The sequence below is a fragment of the Nocardia jiangxiensis NBRC 101359 genome (genome assembly GCF_000308615.1).
GTDB lineage: Bacteria > Actinomycetota > Actinomycetes > Mycobacteriales > Mycobacteriaceae > Nocardia > Nocardia jiangxiensis.
Window position 1 is genome coordinate 74,089 of the sequence record NZ_BAGB01000076.1, and the last position, 18,476, is coordinate 92,564.

Consider the following 18,476-nt stretch of genomic DNA (forward strand, 5'->3'; position numbering starts at 1 on the left):
CGGGGAAGACGATGGAATGGAACAACGAACTCGAAGCGCAGTATCAACGCTACGCTGACGGTAAGTGGCGCAAAGATGGTCATGCTCGCGCGATGTGGAGGCGGCGTGCGGATTGGCTCGAAGCGCGCCAAAGGTGGCAGAAATCCAAAGATGTCGGAGATCGGTTCCGCGATGGAATGTTGGCGATTCGCGGTCACACACCTGAACGGGGATACCGGAAAGAGCAGCACCTCCGGACCAACGAAGGTTCTCGATTTCACGACGTTAGACATGCCGAGACCGGTGACGCTTTCGAGTACAAGTCGGGTGCTCTCGATTCTCGAAAATCCATGCCGCAGCTGCAAAAAGATGAACGGCACCTGGCGGCCGATAGGTCGGTCGAGTGGGTCATCGTCGAAGGCGCTCGGATCGACAAAGATGTCAAGGCGAAAATCAAAGAGCTGAAAGAGCGTTACCCGGAGAATTTCCGCGTCGTGCAGGTCACGAAGGAACAGCTCCGAATGGCGCTCACCGTTGCAAAGCATCTGGAAAAGGCGAAGGAAAAGGCGGCACGGGCAGCACAGAAGGAGGCGCGGGAAGCCGCCGAGCGGGAACGCAAACGCCTTGCACCGAAGCGATTGGTCGAGAAGACGAAAGATCTGACGCGTGTAGTGGAGGTCAATCGCCAGGCAATCAAGCAGGCCGAGAAGGACGGAAAGGTCTTTCCGGCTCGCGAGCTGACCGAGTCGCACAAGGATGTTCGCCGGTCGCTGCGCAAGGTCAACAAAGAGGGGCGGAGGCAGGCGCACGAGCTTGTTGCCGGACTGGGGTTGAGCGAGAAGCAATCGCGGGAGATGGAGGCGTATCTCGCCGAACGCCGCGCCGCGAAGCTGGAGCCGACCGCCCAGGGTGTTCGGGAGATCGGCGCGGCAGCTCGCGCCCGTGAGGCGGAGGAACGAGAGATCGCGGCGGCGCAGAAGGAGGCTCGAGAGAAGGAGGCTCGGGATCGTCAATGGCGGGAGGAGCAGGCACGGGCGAAAGAGGCGCGAGAGCGGGCAGGGATCAATATCCCGGGGATGGAAGCCGTCCTGGGGGGTGGGAGCGTGGCACCATCGCAGGAACTAGCCCGAGGGTCGACCGAATTGCGCCCTCAGAGCCGGAGTCCGGAACGGGACAGTCGCGGCCTGAGCAGAGAACGGGACTGAAACGCAAAAAGACCCCCAGCTCCAGTTGGTAACTGAAACCGGGGGTCTTGCAGGGAAGGGCCCGTAGCAGCGGACCGGCTTCTTTCTGCGGTTTGCTTCGACCATCGCCAAGCTATCAAAGATGTTGCGGCGCGGTCAAATCAGCCGATTGACGCTTCGACGCTGTAGGTGAAGCTGGGCGTGGTGCCGCCGATGACGCTGCGGGTGCGGATGAACTCCGGGGTGACGAACGCGGCGCGGCTGGTGCCGGTGGTCGTGATGTTCGTCGGAGCGGTTGCCGTGGTGCCGACCGAGTAGCCGCCGGAGCCGATCACCCCGAGCTGGAACCAGTTGGTCTCGTCGTCCGAGCCTTCGACAACGATGGTCATGGTCGGGGTAGTGCCGGACGCGGCGGTGACCTTAACGACGATGCTCGTCATGCCGGGGCCGCCCGGGTGGGCAACGTTGTGGGTCGTGGAAGCGGTCTCGGCCGCCGACGCCTTGAATTCGAAGTGGTCGCCGCGCTGGACGCCGGTAGAGCCTGCAAAGGCCATGATTACCTCTTGTGGTTGAGAATGTGTTGGTGTGTGGCGTCCAGGCGCGAGCGCGCTTCAGCGGCCACGTACGGGTTCCGGACGACGGTGAGTGAGTTGTCCTGGGTCGTCTCGCCGGATGTGCTCCAGTTGGTCGAGCCGCCGATCACGTCCAGGCCGTCGACGACCACCATCTTGAGATGGACGATGTTGCCTCGCTCGCTTTTGCCGATCGCAATTGAGCTGGCGGGGAACACATCTCGCGCCAGGATGGTTTGTTCGTGCTTCCCGGCGGCTTGGCGGGAGTCGAGAGTCAGCTGAACGAACACGTGCTCGTCGTTGATCTTCTCGAGCAGCAGGTCCGCCAGCTCGTCGTCGTCGAACCCGAACATGCTGACCACCAGCGAATGACTCGCGGATTTGATCATCGATACCAGGACGCCGTGGATGTTGTCGACGGGCGCGTAGAAGGTCCGCTGGTCGGCGGGATAGCCTGCCGGGATCGGAGTCCGTTTGAAGCTGTCCAGCGCCGACAAGTCAGTCAGTGCCATTGGTTTTCTTTCGGTCAGGGGTGAAATCCGTTCCGTGCCAGCGGTATAGCGCGCGGATGTAGATGCAGGTGAGGGCCACCGACAAGGCGATCGTTCCGGGCTGGCCGGTGACAATCCCGTCGATGACCCACACCGATTGCGCGGCGATGCCGAACAGCCATCCTTTACGCGGGTTGTGCGACGATATCCAGCATTGAATGATGCTGACCGCAGCGGTGATCCACGACCAGGCGGCCAATGCGGTCATCCGATGAACAGTTCCGGCGGCGCGGGGAAATTCGGATCGACTTCGAGTGCGGCTTTGTGCGCCTTCAAATCCCACGACTGGTGGGGATACAGCGCCTTTTTGAATTCTCGGACGTCACTTTCGAGCTGGTCGCACCGCGCGGTCACACTCGATACCTGTGCCAGCGCATTTCGAGCCAGCTCGCTTGCCGTGTCGGCTTTGGTCTTTTTCCGATTAGCCCACGCCATGACGAGTGCTTGCAGCAAAGACCCTCCGGCGACAAGCGACAGAATAAGGTTTTCCAGGCCGACGCTCATGATTACTTCCTCGCGGTCAGCTTCGCGACAGGGGTAACCTGCGAACGAATCAGCTCGGTAGCCGGGACACCCAGCACGATAGCGATCAGAGCGTCGATAGCGGCGGTGTCGGAGATTCCGAACTTCGCGAATACCACCGCGACAATACCGACGATAATGGTGTACAGCACCGAACGAACCGGGTTCATCGCCCAGAGGTTCTTCAGGTAGCTGCCTATTGCTTTGAGCATTGCTGCCCTTTCTATTCAGTTGTTACAGCGCGGCGAGGTCACGCAGGAGGGCGGCCTTGTCGAAGTGCTCGGGGCTCTCGCCGTTGTGCAGGTATTCGTCACTGACGTAAGCGATTGCACGCATCGACTGCTGCACGTAGAACGCCCAGGTCATCTTCTGCAGCTTGCCCCACGTCACGACCACGAAATAACCGTTGCGCCGAGCGACGACCGGGACGTAATGGCCGCCCATGACATCGCCGCCGAGGCGGAAACTCCACGGCTTGCCTGCGGCGAACTGCTCCTGCGCGATGTCCGTCACAGTGATGCCGATGCCAACCGCACCGAAAAGGTAAGTGGCAGCGGCCAATTCGTTGAGGTTGCCGGGCTCCAGCTCGAGATACGCCGCGATCTTGTGACGGTTACCGGCCGCGTCGATCATGCCGGTGTTCTTCCGATACTCCGCCGCCGTCGCCATGTCGGTGCCCTGGTCGGAGGTCGGGTCCGCCGGGTTGAAGCCGGTGATCGCCGAGTAGTCCGCCAGCGCGGTTTCGGTAGTGAATTCCGGAATCGGGTTGCCCGCCGCTGCATTCCAGAGCATCGCTTCGTGGTCGCTACCCGCGATGACGCAGTCGCCGACCTCGTCGTTGCCCAGCATGCCCCAGTCGGCGATCAGCTGTTCGTGGCCGAAGCTGCCGGGGATCTTGGGGAGTGCGGAGGTCTTCAGATAGCTCCCCAGCTTCAGCGGAAACGCCTCGTCGGGGGAATCATTGAGACCGAGCTTGTATTCAGTTGTCACGTAAGGTCTTTCGAGTTAGGAGTGGGCCGGAGGAGTGGGCGGCTGGTATCCCGGCATTCCGAGCTTCTGGCCGATCTCGGCGAGCGCGTCGACGACCGTGCGTCCGTTCAGCTGCGGCCATCCGCCGTATTGGTGATTCGGGCCGCTGAGCTGGTCGCGGACCTCGCCAATAGCGTCGACCGGAGTCAGGCCGCCCAGCTGGGTCCAACCCGCGCCGTTGATGCCGCGCAGCTGATCCCAGATCTCTTGGAGCATCTGAGCCTGTGCAGGTGTCATATCTGTTTCTCCAATTCCGCAGGCGGCAGCGAAATCGCTGGGGGAAAGACCGTCTGCTGAGTTCATGTCGCAAAAGCCGAAAGGCGGGCACCACGTCGGCAGAGAACCGCCGAGCAAGGCTGCCAGTTTGTTGTCGGCGTGGTTGTGCAGTATTCGCTTATACGCGCTGGAATAGACGCCGTCCGTGAATTGGTGCGCGATCTGGCCGGGTAAATTCGGGTTCGTTCCGTATCCCGCGCCGACCATGCGAAGTCCATCCGGCCGGGTGCGCCACATCGAGTAGAAGTCGTTGGCGTTGGCGTAGCCGATTACTCTGCGAGTGCCGATATCATTGGTAGTGCCGAGCCAGTCCGTCCACTGCCAGTACATTTTGTTGACGCCATCCGATTGATCGCCGCCGGGATTTCCACCGGATTCGAGGTCGATCATCATCACCAACTTGGGATGTGGACCGCCCTGGGCTTCGATCATGTTTATCGCGGTCTGCCCGGTCGCCTGCCAGTTGGAGCGCCAGAACGAATACACGATGAAACAGCTGAGTTTCCCGGATTCGACGGCGTTGACGGCCCATCGGTAGTTCTGCGCGAAATTCGGATCTTCGTAGACGCCGTCGTTCGCACGGAAGCAGAAGATTTGATAGGGGTAGGTGTCGTCTACCGGGATTTGCCATGAGCTGACGTCGGCGTACAAAGAGTCCACAACGATGCCTCCTATTGTGTTAAAACGCCCAGCAGAGTCGTCGCCGCCAGAACTGCGGTGAGGACTCCGTAGGTTTCGATCACGACCCGCAGCCACGAACTACCGGGCGTATGACGAGCCCAGGTGATGCCAGCGGCGACGACCGCGACCATGACCAGCGCCAGCGCGATAGCTGGAATCCCGGTCAGGAACAGGTACGGGAATGCGGGGATGAGCGCGCCGACTCCGGAGGCAATTCCGATCGCCGCCGGAGTCGCGAAACTTCCACTGTCGGAAAGCCATTCGCCGCAGCCCATGCCGATCACTTCCGCGATAGCCAGGCCGATTGCGGCGAGCAGGATCGCGGAGGGATGGTTGTGCAGCGACATGAGAACGCCTGTGCCGCAGGTCAATCCGTCGACGAGACCGAAGATCACCGCACTTTTCAAGATTTTCATTTATGTTTCGAATCGTTCGATGCTAAAGCCGATATGATAAAATCGACATGTGCCTAAAATGTGTGAAATCGAAGGTTGTGCAAACTCGTCGTCATGCCGGAAAATGTGTCCAGCCCACTACGCTCGGTGGCGAAGGACCGGAGATCCGCAGCCTGAGATTCCCATAGCCACAAAGAAGCCCAGCAACGGGTCGTGCGATGTTCCAGAATGCGGACGACCGCGATCGACTGACGGTCTGTGCTCGACACACAATGAACGACTCAAACGCTATGGCGATCCTGAATTCACAGGCCCCATACGTGGGCGACGCCGGAAAGGTCTGGCACTAGCCGAGGTATTCGCTCTTTACATGCCCGGCGAACTCCCTGCCGATGAAACGCCCTGGATATGGCAGGGGCGTGTAGACAAAGACGGATACGGGCAGCTGACTCACGAAAACGTCGTATGGGCAGCCCACCGTGCCGCGTACACGATTTTTGTAGGACTCATCCCTGCTGGTTTGATGATTCGGCATAAAAATGACACTCCGCTTGACGTTAACCCCCTCAATCTCGAACTCGGCACTCATGCAGATAATCAACAAGACAAGATGGAGCGTGGCAGACAGCCTCTAGGCTCCGCGCATGGTCAGTCTAAACTGACCGAGGACTCCGTTCGGGAGGCTCGGGAGCTTTACGCCACGGGGAACTATACGCAACTGGAACTAGCGCGGTTTTACGGCATTGACGATAGTACGATGTGTGTACTGCTTCAGCGTAAAACATGGAAACATGTTGCCTAGGTGGGCAACCCCTCCAGGCTATCCGGGTCGTAGTCCAGGCCGTCCTGCAGCGGTTTGTCGCCGTAGCCTTCGATCGCGTACCCGCATGCCGCCAGCGCCCAGGTGAAGCAGCCGTCCATGTGGTGCTGCGCGGCGTGCGGGTCTCCCAGAGGGGTGAACGATCCAGCTCGGCGGCGAAGCGAAGTCTCTGCGGGCTGGCCGAGCCGATTGGCGTGAAAGACAAGCACTTCGGCGTTGGCGTGCTCCCGCTCGGGATGTACCACAATGGTCAGGAACCCGAAGGCGAAGCCGTTGTCGAAAATGGGTGGAGTGACTTCATAGCACCGCGCATAGCCGCCGTATCCGAGAACGTTCTCGAGGTGCAGCCGCGCGGTTTTCGTTGTAGGCATTGATGTTTCCTTTACGGCGTGGAGATGACCCAGACCATTCCGGCGTTTCCGCCGCCGCCTCCGCCGGGAGTTTCGCCGGGAATGCAGCCGCCACCTCCGCCACCCGCGCCTCCGGGGTAGCCTCCTGAGCCGCCCTGGCCGCCTTCGCCGGATGCCGAACCAGCGCCTCCACCCCCGCCCGCTGCGGGCCCGTAGGAGCCTGTGGGGAGGTTCGTGCCGTCCGAGCCGCTGAGGCCGTCTGTGGTGGCCCCGGCTCCGCCGGTCGCGTTAGCGCCGTTGCCGCCTGCTGTGCCTGGTATGGACGTCGGTGAGCCGCCGGTGCCTCCGCCTGCGTTGTAGGTCGAGGTGTTGCCGGTGCCGGGGCTTGCCGGGCCGCCTGCGTTGTAGACGCTTCCCGGGGGGCCACCGCCTGCGACAACCGAAGTGCCGTCTGTGCCGGTGAAGCTGCTTGCGGTGCCTGCGGTGCCGTCGAGGTTTATCGCGGTAATCGTGTCGATCGCAGGGCTGTGGAAATCGTTTTGAAATACCGGATAATTGCCCTCGGTGATGAAGCCGAAATGGCGGTTACCCGCGCCGGTCGGGACGGTGCTTCCGGTGTCGGTCCAGGTGCAGACGGTGACTCCGTTGATTTTCCCGGTGAACACATTTCCGCGCCGGGTGAGCGAGATCGTCTGGCCGTGCGCCACGCTGGTGGACGATTGAGCGACGACCGTCTGACCCGACAGCGTGCCCTCGGCCGAATACGGGCTGACCGGTGCATTGACCTGCGTCATCATTCCCGATCCCGAGCCGGTAGATGCTCCGAACACCACGATTTTCGAGCTGGAGGAGTACGTCGTCGGCGCGGGGAAATATACGCAGGTGACGTTGTCGGTGGCTTCGGGGATCGACGGTGCGACGACAACAGCTTCGATAGTGACGTCGTCGCACAACATTTCGCCGCCGACGTAGGTTGCCCACTGCCCGTTCTCGCCCGCGCCACCGGAATCGGTTCTGGCTTCGGCGGTGTTGCTGATGATCTGCGGCGAGTTGCTGCCCGAGTCGATTCGCCAGTTGGCGCCGAGGCTGGTCGAGTTCGCGCGGCCGAAGTCGTCGTAGTAGTAGGCGTACGCGCCAATCCCTTGGATGCCGATTGTGACGGCGTAGCTGGACAGGGACAGGTCGGAGTCGTTGAATGTCGTTTCCTGCCACCCGCCCATTCCGCCGCCCTGACCGCCGTATTCGGGCCCGGAATCCTCTCCGCCCATTCCGCCGCCACTGCCAGCGATGCAGATCACTTTGTGCGTCGAATAGCCGGTCGGTTTGTGCCAGACATCGTTGACGTAATAGACCGCGATCAACTGCCCGTTTTCGAGCTTGGTGATCCTGTTTTCGTGATTGGCGAGGGTGAGCGATGACGAGGTCAGGTGTGTGGCGTTATCGGCGATCGGCTGGAGAACATTCGATTGGTGCACGTTCTGCGCGTTGGTGAACGACGCGATCGGCGTGCCTTTCAGCATGTTCTGAATCGTGGTTGTCGTCCAGTCGCTTTGAACGCCTTTCACGCCCGCTGTCTGGCCGTTCGAGGATTGCGTGCCGTAGTTGGCTTCCGGGCCGTAAGCGAAAATGTAGTCGCCGAGCGGCGCGCCTTGATCAGGAGCTGTCACGCGTCACCGCCCAGGACTTCTTCGGCCGTGGTGCCTCGCTGGATCTTGACTTGCAATTCGTCCCAGGTGGTTGCTGCGGCGACGGGGCCACGGTCCGGCGGAGGGTCGGTGATATGCCCGACGTTGCGAAGTTCCTGGTGGATCCATTCGCGTTCCTGCGTGGTCATCCCGCGCACATTCGGCAGCACCAGCGGTTCGACTTCTTCCGCGTCCATCGGCACCCACCGCGCCAGACCGTTCAGGAAGCTGGGGTTGCCCCGGGGCGGGAGACGCAATTTCTTCGTCTGGAGCTTGCTGTGGTGCCGGAAGCCGAGTTCGAAAAGGTGCTTCGAGATGACCTTCGCGGTATTCAGCTGGATGGGCATGGTTTCGGTGTCGCCCATCTGAATCTGCGTGAGCGCCCACAGGAAATGCTCGGTCGGGTCCTTCGGGTCACACTCGTCGTACTGGGGGAATCGTTTGTTCGTCGATGCCATCGTTGCGGGCCTGCAATTCGGAAATCAGAGTGTCGAGCTTGGTGTTCAGTTCGTCGACGGCGCGCATGGTGTGGACCGCGACTTCTTGGTTTCGTGTGTCTTGTCTTCGACCGGCGAGAAGGATCAGCGGCGCGGCGAAGGCGGCTTGGGTGGACAGCGCGAGATTCAGCAAGACGTACGGATAGTGATCCCAGTGCGGGAATCCGGCTACGACGTTCACGGTCATCCAGATCGCCATGAATACGGCTTGGACCAGGATGAACGTCCAGCTGCCCATTCCCTTGACGGACGTATCCGCTACGCGTTCGCCGATGCTGAGTTCGTGACCGGCTCGGACTGCTGGATGCTGAGGCACGCGCTGCCCCCTTCTTTATCGTTAGCTTTGCTAAATAATTAGATGACCCCGAGATCATGGATCGCGCCCATAATTGCTTGAATGCGCTCGAAAGCACGCGCCACCGGATCGACCGGAATGCGTTGACCGATAGTGATGTTCCACGTCGGCGCGGTTTTGCGATCCCAGGTCAGCGTAATTTCCGAGACACGGTCCACGTAAATAGACCCGGGAGGTGTGCCTCGAACGGTAGAGCCGATTCTGTCGCCGACATAAAAGTGACCGAAACCGTTTTGACCGACCAGCCATGGCAAGCCGTCAGCGACCGAGAATTTATGCGTGAATATCTCGCGCGTCGCCCACATCGATGCCCGGAGTCCAAGCAGTGCGGAAATGGTGTAGGCGTTGTCTCCTCCAGCCGCGAATCGCTCTCTGTAATGACTGAATCCAAGGCTTTGCGCGCGACTCGGATCCTTCCATGCCATAAAACTCAGAAAAACGTCGGTATATAGCGGCTTGAGCAGGGAATCCAACATTCCGCCAATAGGTGGAACGCCGATCATCATTGCGATCATGTCTCCGGCCATATTCACGGTCGCGGAGATCAATTCATTGACACCGGGCATCGAGTGTCCGCCCGTTACGTGCTGAACGTCTTTCGCTGGAGAACCGGTGAACAATGACGTCTGAATACCCGAGTGGGCTTCTTCGCGGTAGATGATTCCGGGGCACTGCGGCAGCGTTCCGATCCATCCCGGCTGGTAGTACTCCTCGGGGAAGTTCGGGTCGGGAATCGGCAGCGTGCCGTCGTCGAAACCATCGGTGGCGAACTGCTGCACGGCATAGAGGAGACCGGTGAACAAATCGCCGCCGAAACTGGTCCCGGTGGTGTACCCCGATTTGTCGAGGATATCGATGATCAGGCAGCCGTTGCGGAGCTTAGCGCCTTCCCAGGGGGGTGGATCTCCGGTGAGATATCTTCGGAATGTCGGCGTGAGCTGAGCGTCCTGAAGAATCGGCTTCGCGACGGTGAAGAAATCTTTGAACCGCGCCAGAAGAATAGCGAAGACAGAATTGTCCTGCCCGACCGGATCAGGCGCGACGACCATTGACCACGACGACTGATCCAGGTCGAACCACTGATTAGCATCGAGGGGGTCGTCCGGCAGCATCCACAAAGACGATTCGAGCCGGAGAATATTACAGAAAAGCGTCGTTTTCAGACACCACTTAGCAGGTCCGAAAAGCAGCCACCATTTTGGAAACTGGATCTCGGCGGGCAAAAAAGGATTGGAGCATATTTACCTTGCCAGGTCCACCCCCCGCCTAGTCTTCCGGGTAATCCAGAATTTCAGCGGGGGGCGGACCCAGCACAGGATGTGCTTCAATTCTTCGAAATCATGCTTGAACAGCACCCGGCAAATCATCGTGCCGTCTTGCTGTTTCTCGATTTCGTAGTGATCCATGCGGCCCGACCAGCGGACCCCATCCTTATCGACGGTTACATGGATATTCTTGGTCGTACGACCATCATGGTTGATAACCCATTGACTGAGGTAATAGTCGACAGGCATCTCGATCTTGCCCGAGCCGGTCTCGCCGTCGATCTCCTGGAAACTCGCGGTATAGGCGTGCGCGACCCTCCCTCGCAGGATCCAGTTGCCGTCGAATAGTTTGACGGTCGGCATCCTGAGGCGGTTGTCGCGCTGTTGTTTGATGTTGTTGACGATCGACCAGTATTCGGCGTCGCAATCGATCGGAGTTACTTCGGAATCAGGCTCGCCGGGGCCGCGATGAAACGGCTTTCGCAGCGTTACGGTCTGAGCCTCTTGCCGATATCGGCGGGCGTCTGTTGGCCCGAGGTTGTGAATCATGCAGAGCCTTTGCTCACTCTAGTCCCCAAGGTCTCGACCAGCTGCGGGGGCATCTGAGTTGAATGGAATTGCCGACTCCTGCGCCGGACACCGCGATCGGAACCGGGGTAGGCTGCGTATACGCGGGAATCGGGTACAGGAATTCGACGCCGTTCATCCGCTGGTAAATCGCGGTGTCGAGGCTGGAGACGACCTGTCCGGCCATTGTCATTTCATCGGTGTCGACGACGACGTTTTCACCTGCGATCAGCGAGGGCATGGTGATCATGCGGCTGGCGTCGACGGTGGCGCGGTTGAAGCGGCTGTCGCCGTAGGAGTAATCGGGCAGGTGCCAGGTGATACCGGCGTTACCGGCTTGCAGGACCCATTTCGCCCACTGTTCGTTGTTGGTGGGGTTCCACTCGGTCAGCGTCGTTGTTTCGAGGCCGCCGTGCGTGGTGTCCGTCTTTGTAATGTAAGTCTGTGTCCAGTCGTCTTCGACCCATCGCGGATATGCGGCGACGAACGTGACGAGAAGTAGGCCATACCGGCGCTCGTTCGGGTCGGATTGGACTTTGAGTTTCGGCGTGCCCTTCATGCGGACCGTCAAATACCTCGTGGATTCGCCGACGATCTTGCAGTAGATCCGGCCGTCCTGCGTATAGCTCAGGCTCTTGCGGAACCGCGAATCGTTGACACGCCACGGAACGTCTTGTGTCGATTTGACGTTGAACGCGAACGCGAATTCGAACATATTCTCGCGCAGGCCGGTGTATCTGCCGCCGATCTCGAACGCCGTGGACTGGTAGATGGTGTCGATCGGCGATTCGTAGACGTCCTCGAAAGCTGTGCCGAGGCTTTGCGCGGTGAGGGTGATGCCTTCGTTGCCGTGAAAGTCGCCGCCAGACCAGTGATAGACGTTGTTGTCGGGGCCGACGTAATAGATTTCAAGCTTCTCGGGAGGGGCGGCCAATGCGGGACCTTTCGAGCAGAAGAAAAGGCCCTCCATCCATCACTGAACGAAGGGCCTTTTCTGGTGTATGTCAGCTGCCGAAGATTCCGAGCGGGTCGAAACCCAGGGTCGCTTCGCGCTGAGTTTGCTTCCACTTCCCCATCGCCTCGTCGACGTCGCTCACGTGGAAATGAACTTCGGTCGGGTGGAGGAATTGAGAAAGCGGATTCTGATTTTGCTGTTGCTGCGGCTGTGCGCCAGGAGGAGGCGTTCCCGGTTGCGTCGTGACACCCTCTTGTCCGGGGTCGAGCGGATTCGCCGGAGGCTTGGACAAGTCGCCTTGAATCTGATTGGACAGGGTTTGGTACGCGGGTTTGCCGAGCTTTCCCGACTTCTGATACGCGTCCAGCGCCAGCAGATAACTCGGAACCTGCGTGAATGCCGCTTCTGCAAGGCCGTCACCGCTCGTAGATCCGCCGAGGTCTCCGACGAATTGATCGAAGTTGGCTTTCGCGAACGCCTGACCCGCCGACTGCGCCTTCAGTCCGAGACCGTTGGCTTGCGCTGCGGCGTTCCAGTTGTCGTTGAGATTGCCGAGCATGTTGTTCGGAATGACGGTTTCGCCGCCGCCGAACAGCACCAGTTCCGGGCCGAGTTCGCCGACCAGGGACCACCCCTTCTTCGCGTTCGTCGTTCCGGTCGCGTAACCCTTCGGAGGCATATTCGCGTTCGCTTGCTGCACCCGATCAATCCCGCCGTATTTCGACTTGATGTAATTGATGCTCGCTGCGAGGTTGTCGACACCTTCGAAGATGTTTTTGTGGCCTGGTGCGGCGAATGCCGCGAACGTGGTCCCCGTCGTTTGAGCCAAACCCTTCGATGGATTACCGGCTTTCGCGTTGTCGTCCCAGTCGTTGATCGCGCCGGTATTCCACCCGGATTCGCGCTCGACGAGGGTGTTCATCCCGGCTTCCCACTGCTCTTTCGTGCCGGGAGGCGGAGTGTGGGTCAGTGCCAGCGCGGCATCGATCACCGCCAGCCGGTCACCGGTCGGGATTGCTCCGCCGATGGTGTTCGTCGATTCGTGGCCGCGAATGAGGTTGGCGATGTCGTCACGGCTCTTGGTCGCGATCTGCTTCGGGAAGCTACCGAGGAAGCCCTTCTGGCCGCCGATCATCGGGTCGGGAATCGCGTTCAGCACCGGGTCGGTCAGCTTCTGGAACAAATCCGAAATGCCGGACCGGACGCCGCCGACCACTGCCTGGAACGCGCTGCCGATCATGCCGAAGAAGCCGCCACCAGATCCCTTGTCCCCATCAGCTCCAGCGCCCGAATATGCGGGGTTGAAGAACTTCCCGGGCAGGTAGTAGTGGTCAGCGAACTGCGAGTCGTCAGCGCCGATTGCAGGGCCGTCTACGCGGATGTCATCGTGAACGCCGCCCGACTCCAGCTTGTGTCCGGCGAGAGTGGTCGCCATGTGTCCGTAATTGCCGGGCAGCGGTGTGACGCCGATCTCCATGATTCCGCCACGTCCTGGAACGAACCCGAGCGCGGTGAAGTCGGAGGTCGTAGTGAATTCCCGCTTCGGAGTACGACCCAGGAGCGAGTCGTAGATACCGGAAGCCAAACCCGAACAGTCCAGCCAGCCTTGGTCGTTGTATGGCCTGCCTTGATAGCCAGCAGCCCACTGCAGAGCACGGGCGATTGCCGGGTTGGTCGAACCGTCTGTCGGGCCGCCGTCAGCGAATCTCAGTCCGGCCGCTTTGCGCATATGCCGGAACGCGATGCCGCCGAGGGAGAATCCCGGAACTTCGGCCTCGGCGTGTGCGGGTGTGCCGCCGAGTGCGAACCCTGGAATCATCGCGCGTTCGCCGCCGAAATTCATGGCATCCAATACCGCGCGGTTGCGGCTGGTCGCTTCGGCGTTGACGATGTATTCCCGGTTGGAAACGGCTACGACATGTTTGTCCTCGCGCGAACCGCCGGTGCCGTTGATATATCCGGGTGAACCGTCCGGCTGACCACCGCTTGCGTATCCCGGAATAGTATCAATTTTGCCCAGGCCGGGAATCTTGCCGACGATGTCGTTGTTCCAGATGCCGATAACCCAGTTGATCGGGGTAGCGAACACCTTTTTGATTCCGTCCCAGATATCGCCGATATCCTTCAGCAGCCCGGAGAAGGTGCCTTTGATTCCGTCGACGAAGCTGCCGATGCCGGTGTCGTTCTTCAGCGCATCCCACGCCTTCGAAGCGATATCCTTGACGTCGCCCCACAATTTCGTGAACGCGTCGGCGATTTTCTTTCCGAGATCTTCGACGAGCTTGATCAGTTTATCGGGCAGCGATTCGAACCATTTGATGACGTCGTTGACCAAGTCCGGGATAATCGAGTGACCGACCATTTCGTCGTACAGCCATTCGAACCAGTGGATAATTCCGTTGACAATTCCGAGAACGATTCCTTCGACGGTTTTCCAGGCACCCTTCAGGATGTCGATGACCTCGCCGAACAGCGACGTAACCAGGTGCCATACTCCGGCAAAGAATGTGCCCAGTCCGGACAGCATATCTTTAAATCCGTTGCCTATTCCGTCGAGTCCGCTCTTGAACGTCGAGAAATCGCCGGTGAATACACCCTTCAGGAGGCCGAATATGGTCTTGAAGAAATTGAAGCAGATTTCGAAGACGCCCTTCACGGTCTCGAAGAATCCGCTGATCATCATAATCAGGCCGCGGACCGCGTTGACGATATTCTTGATCGTGTCGACAAAAACGCCGATAATCGGCCCTATGACCCCGGAAATTACGCTCATCACGACTTTTCCGATAGCGACGAACGCGCCGCCGATAAAGTCGAGAATAGGCTTCGAGTTATTCCACAGAACCTTCAGCGAAGACCACAAAGAATCGAACGCCGGTTTCAGGTCTTTATCCCATTCGGCTTTCAGGCTCGACCATATTCCGCCGAACGTAGCCTTCATATCCTGGAGTTCAGGAGCGAATGTTTTGCCGAGCGACTTTCCGGCGGAGACTACCGCGCCACCGACGCTGGACCCGGCGTGCATGATCGCGCTTCCGGTTTTCTGCAGGCCGGTCTGACCGTTGGAATCCTTCTTCGTCGCGAAGCTCGCTACAGCGCCGCCAGCCTTCTTCGTGTCGTTGACGACGGCCGCGCCGAACTCCTGGACCCCCTTGGGCATCTTGTTCCAGATGTCTTGGAAGACCTTGGTTTGCGTTGCGAGGTAACCGATTCCGGCTGCGACGCCTGCGATAGCGCCCGCAATCAACACGAACGGGTTCAGGTCCAGTGCCGCGTCGAGCAGGAACCACCCGGCGGCTAGGGGAGCCAGGATCGGCAGCATCGGCTGGAGCCAATTCATCACTGCGGCAAAGCCGGTCGCGAGATCCTTGATGATCGGGGCGATGGCGATGATCGCGGGGAACGAACTCTGCACGAGAATGCCGATGATCTGGCCGACGTCCTTCATCACGCTCGCGATGGCGCTGGCGATGACGGGCAGATCCTTCATCCCGGGACCGAGGCCGTTCAGAAACCCCGCAGCCAGGTCATTGACGCCTTGCAGCAGCGTCGACAGCGCCTGAGAAGCGGGTCCGGCGTACTGGCCGATGAATGTGCCGATCTGAATGAGGAACTTACCGACCTGATCACCCAGCGAGCGCCACAGATCACCGAAACCGGCCGACCCTGCAGACATCTGCGAGAACATCGTGCCGATATCGGTTCCGAGTGAGCGCATCCCGTCGCGGAAGCCCGTAACAGCTGGTTGCGAATTCTGCAGCGCCGTAACGACTCCCGGCACGGGCCCGAGCATCAACCCGGTCAGTGCGTCGGTGAACGGCTGAACGTAATCGGCCGCGCTCTGGAAGCCCTGCTGAATAACCGGCTTCATGTCCATGAACTGCTGTTTCAGCGACTGCATCGCGTTGTGCAACGGGCCCTGAAGTGGCGCAGCGAGATCCGCGAACATCGCAGACATCTGAGACATCGCGCTATTAGCGTCCTTGGTCGCTTTCGCGAGTTCGCTATTGGCGCGGGCCTGTTCCTGAAGCGCGACCTTGACAGACTCGGCGGCTTTGAGCTGAGCTTCGGCGGTCTCGCGCTGAGTGTTGACGAGATCCTGTTGCGAGACCTTCTGCTGATAATCTGCGTCAGCCAGAGCCTCTTTACCCTTGATGACCTTGTCGTTGCCTTCGACACCCTTTTTGGCTGCGACAGCCGCGTTGTCCTGAAGCTGCTGATTCTTCACGCGAACTTCGTCTTGGTGGGCTTTCGCTTCATCGATTTGATTGAAAGCGTCTTCGTAATCAAGCGGCGTAACGTCTTGCCGCTTACCGAGTTGGGTGAGGTTTTGGTATGCGCGCGCTACACCAATGTCGGCGGAACGCTGATTGATCGGAGCCTGCTCGAGCTGCAGCTGCAGATCCTCGAGTTCCTGGCGAGCGTCGCGGTATGCCTCGGTGAGTGACCGGCGGGCATCTTCCTCGTTGCGGTCGGCCATCTGTACTTCGTGCTGCGCTGCCGCGATCCTCTGGCTGGATTCGATCGCCGTATCGGCGACATCTCGGTACGCCTGGGCGAGGTCACGCTTGGCGGTCTCGGCTTGCAGCTGCGCGGCGTCCATCGCCTCTTTGTGGCTGGCGGCGAGCCGCTTGTTGACCGCGATAGCCGCTCCACCGGCTGCGATGACACCAGCGGCAAGACCGGTCGTCATCACCGCGCCCAGAGCCGCAGAGCCGAGGCTGACCAGCGCCATAGCCGACGCAAGATCCTTGACCGACTTCGTAGCCTTATCAGCAGCGCTCTTGATGCCGTCCAGGCCGCTGGAGTCGGTATCGACCCTTGCAGTCCGCGCCTTTGCGACTTCGTCGAGTTGGGCTCTCGCTTCGGCGGTGTCGGCCTTCGCGGTGATCACTGCCTCGCGCTGTTGTGCGGAGTGCTCGAACTGCGCATTCGATATACCGGTCGCAGCTGTGTTCTTGATCGTCGAGATAGTGCGGCTGGCGTCGGCGTCGACTTGGTCGCGATTTTCGCCCCGGTAGACGGCCACCTGACGCGTCGCGACGGCTCGGTCGATGTCGCGTTTAGCTCCTGCGCTCCGTTGGTCGATGTCGAGCTTTTTGTTTCGTGCCGCGAAATCGAGGTTGTCCTTCGCGCTGGTGATCATCGTCTGGATTTCCATCGGCCGCTTGCCGGGGAAAGCCTTGTCGAGTTCGTCCTTCGCGTTCTTCAGATCAAGATCAATTTGAAGTTTGCGGCGCTTGGCTACGTCATCGATCGCGGCCTTCGCATCACCGGCTTGCGCCTGGACCCTGATCGTCGCTGTACGATCCTCGGCGGTCTTGTCGATCTTCGCTTTGGCCGTTGCCGCCGATTCCATCGCTTTCTGAGCCTGGGACTGCTTGCGTGCGTGAGCTTTTTCCGCAGCGCTCTGGTCGCGAGCGTCCTGGACGATTCCGGCTTTGGTTTTCTTCGTGGTGGCGCGTTCGTCGATCCCTTGCTGATCCGCCCACTGCTGGACTACGTTCTTTTGCCGCAGCTCATCCATCCGCGCGGAGTTCTTGGCGTTCTTCGCCTCGGATTCGAGCCCGCTCTTTTCATTGAACGCCGCACGCGCCGATTGCGGATTTCGCCTTCGATCGGGATATCGTTCATTGACGTCGCGTTTCGCCTGCCCGAGCCCTTCATCGATCTCGACGTAGCGCTTGCGGCGCACCTCTTCGATCGCGTAATTCATCCTGTTTTTCTGGGCGATCAGGTCGCTCATGCGCTTTTGCGAGGCGGCGTCGGCTTCGATTTTCGCTACGATCGGCGAGACGCGGGGTTTCGCGAGTTCGTTGAGTTCGGCATTGGCTTCGGAGACGTTCTCGGGGGTTGCGACGAACTCCGCTGCGCGTTTCTGGTTCAGCCCGTCGAAAGCGGCTGCTGCTTCGGAGACGCCTTGGACTTCCGTGCCGATGACGTTGGTGCGGTCGCGCATAGCGTCATCGGCAGCAGTGGCGGCTTCGCGAGCATTCTCGGGCCGATACCGGATGATCACCGTGCGGTCGTGCGCAGCCTGGTCGAGATCCCGCACCGCGTCCGCTGTCTCGGCTACAGCCTTCATCGTCACCGGACGGAAGCGGGCGGTTTCGTTGAGCTGCCCCTCGGCGGTCTTGGTGTCGGCAACGCCGTGGAGATGAACGTCCTGGGGCGTGCTCGTCAGAGCCTTGATTTCCGCTATATCATCGTCGAGGCCGGACAGCTTGACGCGGATGTTGATCGCCTCGTCGGCCAATTTTTGGAGTTCGGTGCGCGTCTCCAAAAAGTCCTTGCGAGCGGCTTCCATCGCCGGTTTACCGAGATATGCGGCGGTGATGGAGAATTCCAGCGAGGACCTTACTGTTGCCATGACGTACGTCCTTCGCTGATATTCAGTTGACTAGATATGCCGCCACGGTGTAGGTGATCGCGTTAGCGTTGCTGTGGGTGACGACGATTCGCGTGAAAGGCGGCAGGAAATCCGAAGCAGCGAGATTCGCCGTCGTGGTGATGCCGGGGTGGATTTTCAATGCCGTCGTGCCGACTGCGGTGATAGCGGGCGAAGTGAGGATCGTCCATGTATTGCCCGACAAGCGGTCTACGCCTTGAATCGACACGGTAATCGATGGCGTGGAAACAACCGCGCTGACATCGCAGACCACGACAAGGCCGCTGTAGCGATCGATGCCTTGAATTTCATATGTATCAGGGCTGGCGGTGCGCGAAGCGGAGGTGAGGATATTGACGGCAGGACCGGCCTGGGTCGCCTCGAGTATGTGATTCGCCATTTAAA

General features: G+C 59.9%; 17 protein-coding genes and 1 pseudogene. 2 read left to right on the plus strand and 16 right to left on the minus strand.

What is annotated here, in order from left to right:
• The first annotated feature begins 11 nt into the window (after positions 1-11).
• Positions 12-1,184, plus strand: a complete 1,173-nt coding sequence (locus ON40_RS32815; protein ID WP_157186540.1) for a hypothetical protein — start codon at positions 12-14, stop codon at positions 1,182-1,184.
• Positions 1,185-1,324: 140 nt separating this feature from the next.
• Here the strand turns inward: ON40_RS32815 and ON40_RS32820 are convergent, their stop codons facing one another.
• The 8 genes from ON40_RS32820 to ON40_RS32850 all read right to left on the minus strand — a co-directional run bounded on the left by ON40_RS32820 (position 1,325) and on the right by ON40_RS32850 (position 5,210).
• Positions 1,325-1,717, minus strand: coding sequence for a hypothetical protein (locus ON40_RS32820; RefSeq protein ID WP_040829014.1), 393 nt, complete (start codon positions 1,715-1,717; stop codon positions 1,325-1,327).
• A gap of 2 nt (positions 1,718-1,719) precedes the next feature.
• Positions 1,720-2,247, minus strand: coding sequence for a phospholipase D-like domain-containing protein (locus ON40_RS32825; protein WP_040829016.1), 528 nt, complete (start codon positions 2,245-2,247; stop codon positions 1,720-1,722).
• On the minus strand, positions 2,234-2,494 hold the full coding sequence (locus ON40_RS32830; protein ID WP_040829018.1) for a hypothetical protein: 261 nt from the start codon (positions 2,492-2,494) through the stop codon (positions 2,234-2,236). The genes ON40_RS32825 and ON40_RS32830 overlap by 14 nt, the downstream gene beginning before the upstream one ends.
• Positions 2,491-2,790 (minus strand): hypothetical protein, encoded by a 300-nt coding sequence (locus tag ON40_RS52360; RefSeq protein WP_157186541.1) that lies wholly within the window; start codon positions 2,788-2,790, stop codon positions 2,491-2,493. Before ON40_RS52360 ends, ON40_RS32830 begins: the two co-directional genes overlap by 4 nt.
• A gap of 2 nt (positions 2,791-2,792) precedes the next feature.
• Positions 2,793-2,978, minus strand: a complete 186-nt coding sequence (locus tag ON40_RS32835) for a hypothetical protein (RefSeq protein WP_157186542.1) — start codon at positions 2,976-2,978, stop codon at positions 2,793-2,795.
• 64 nt (positions 2,979-3,042) lie between these two features.
• Positions 3,043-3,798: a hypothetical protein gene (locus ON40_RS32840; RefSeq protein ID WP_051193877.1), complete on the minus strand. Its 756-nt coding sequence runs from the start codon at positions 3,796-3,798 to the stop codon at positions 3,043-3,045.
• A 15-nt stretch (positions 3,799-3,813) separates the two neighbouring features.
• On the minus strand, positions 3,814-4,773 hold the full coding sequence (locus tag ON40_RS32845; protein ID WP_245568088.1) for a glycoside hydrolase family 25 domain-containing protein: 960 nt from the start codon (positions 4,771-4,773) through the stop codon (positions 3,814-3,816).
• Positions 4,774-4,784: 11 nt separating this feature from the next.
• On the minus strand, positions 4,785-5,210 hold the full coding sequence (locus tag ON40_RS32850; protein WP_040829021.1) for a VIT1/CCC1 transporter family protein: 426 nt from the start codon (positions 5,208-5,210) through the stop codon (positions 4,785-4,787).
• Between the two features lie 349 nt (positions 5,211-5,559).
• Between ON40_RS32850 and ON40_RS52365 the strand changes: the two genes are divergently transcribed.
• Positions 5,560-5,991, plus strand: a complete 432-nt coding sequence (locus ON40_RS52365) for an HNH endonuclease (RefSeq protein WP_157186543.1) — start codon at positions 5,560-5,562, stop codon at positions 5,989-5,991.
• Here ON40_RS52365 and ON40_RS32865 read toward each other — a convergent pair.
• The 8 genes and pseudogenes from ON40_RS32865 to ON40_RS52375 all read right to left on the minus strand — a co-directional run bounded on the left by ON40_RS32865 (position 5,988) and on the right by ON40_RS52375 (position 18,471).
• Positions 5,988-6,380 (minus strand): hypothetical protein, encoded by a 393-nt coding sequence (locus tag ON40_RS32865; protein WP_040829022.1) that lies wholly within the window; start codon positions 6,378-6,380, stop codon positions 5,988-5,990. The genes ON40_RS52365 and ON40_RS32865 overlap by 4 nt on opposite strands.
• An 11-nt stretch (positions 6,381-6,391) precedes the next feature.
• Positions 6,392-8,026 (minus strand): hypothetical protein, encoded by a 1,635-nt coding sequence (locus ON40_RS52370; protein ID WP_051193881.1) that lies wholly within the window; start codon positions 8,024-8,026, stop codon positions 6,392-6,394.
• Complete coding sequence (locus ON40_RS32875) at positions 8,023-8,502, minus strand: phage gene 29 protein family protein (RefSeq protein ID WP_040829023.1); 480 nt, start codon at positions 8,500-8,502, stop codon at positions 8,023-8,025. The genes ON40_RS52370 and ON40_RS32875 overlap by 4 nt, the downstream gene beginning before the upstream one ends.
• Positions 8,459-8,740 carry a DUF1003 domain-containing protein gene (locus tag ON40_RS48505; RefSeq protein WP_373282013.1) on the minus strand — a complete coding sequence of 94 codons (282 nt, stop codon included), beginning with the start codon at positions 8,738-8,740 and terminating at the stop codon, positions 8,459-8,461. The genes ON40_RS32875 and ON40_RS48505 overlap by 44 nt, the downstream gene beginning before the upstream one ends.
• A 155-nt stretch (positions 8,741-8,895) precedes the next feature.
• A pseudogene (locus tag ON40_RS32885) lies at positions 8,896-10,710 on the minus strand (Gp37-like protein).
• Positions 10,711-10,723: 13 nt separating this feature from the next.
• Positions 10,724-11,662: a hypothetical protein gene (locus ON40_RS48510; protein ID WP_051193885.1), complete on the minus strand. Its 939-nt coding sequence runs from the start codon at positions 11,660-11,662 to the stop codon at positions 10,724-10,726.
• Between the two features lie 70 nt (positions 11,663-11,732).
• The gene (locus tag ON40_RS32895; protein ID WP_157186545.1) at positions 11,733-18,053 is read right to left on the minus strand and encodes a hypothetical protein; all 6,321 of its coding nucleotides are present in this window, start codon (positions 18,051-18,053) and stop codon (positions 11,733-11,735) included.
• 22 nt (positions 18,054-18,075) lie between these two features.
• Positions 18,076-18,471, minus strand: coding sequence for a hypothetical protein (locus tag ON40_RS52375; protein WP_157186546.1), 396 nt, complete (start codon positions 18,469-18,471; stop codon positions 18,076-18,078).
• Between the last annotated feature and the right edge of the window lie 5 nt (positions 18,472-18,476).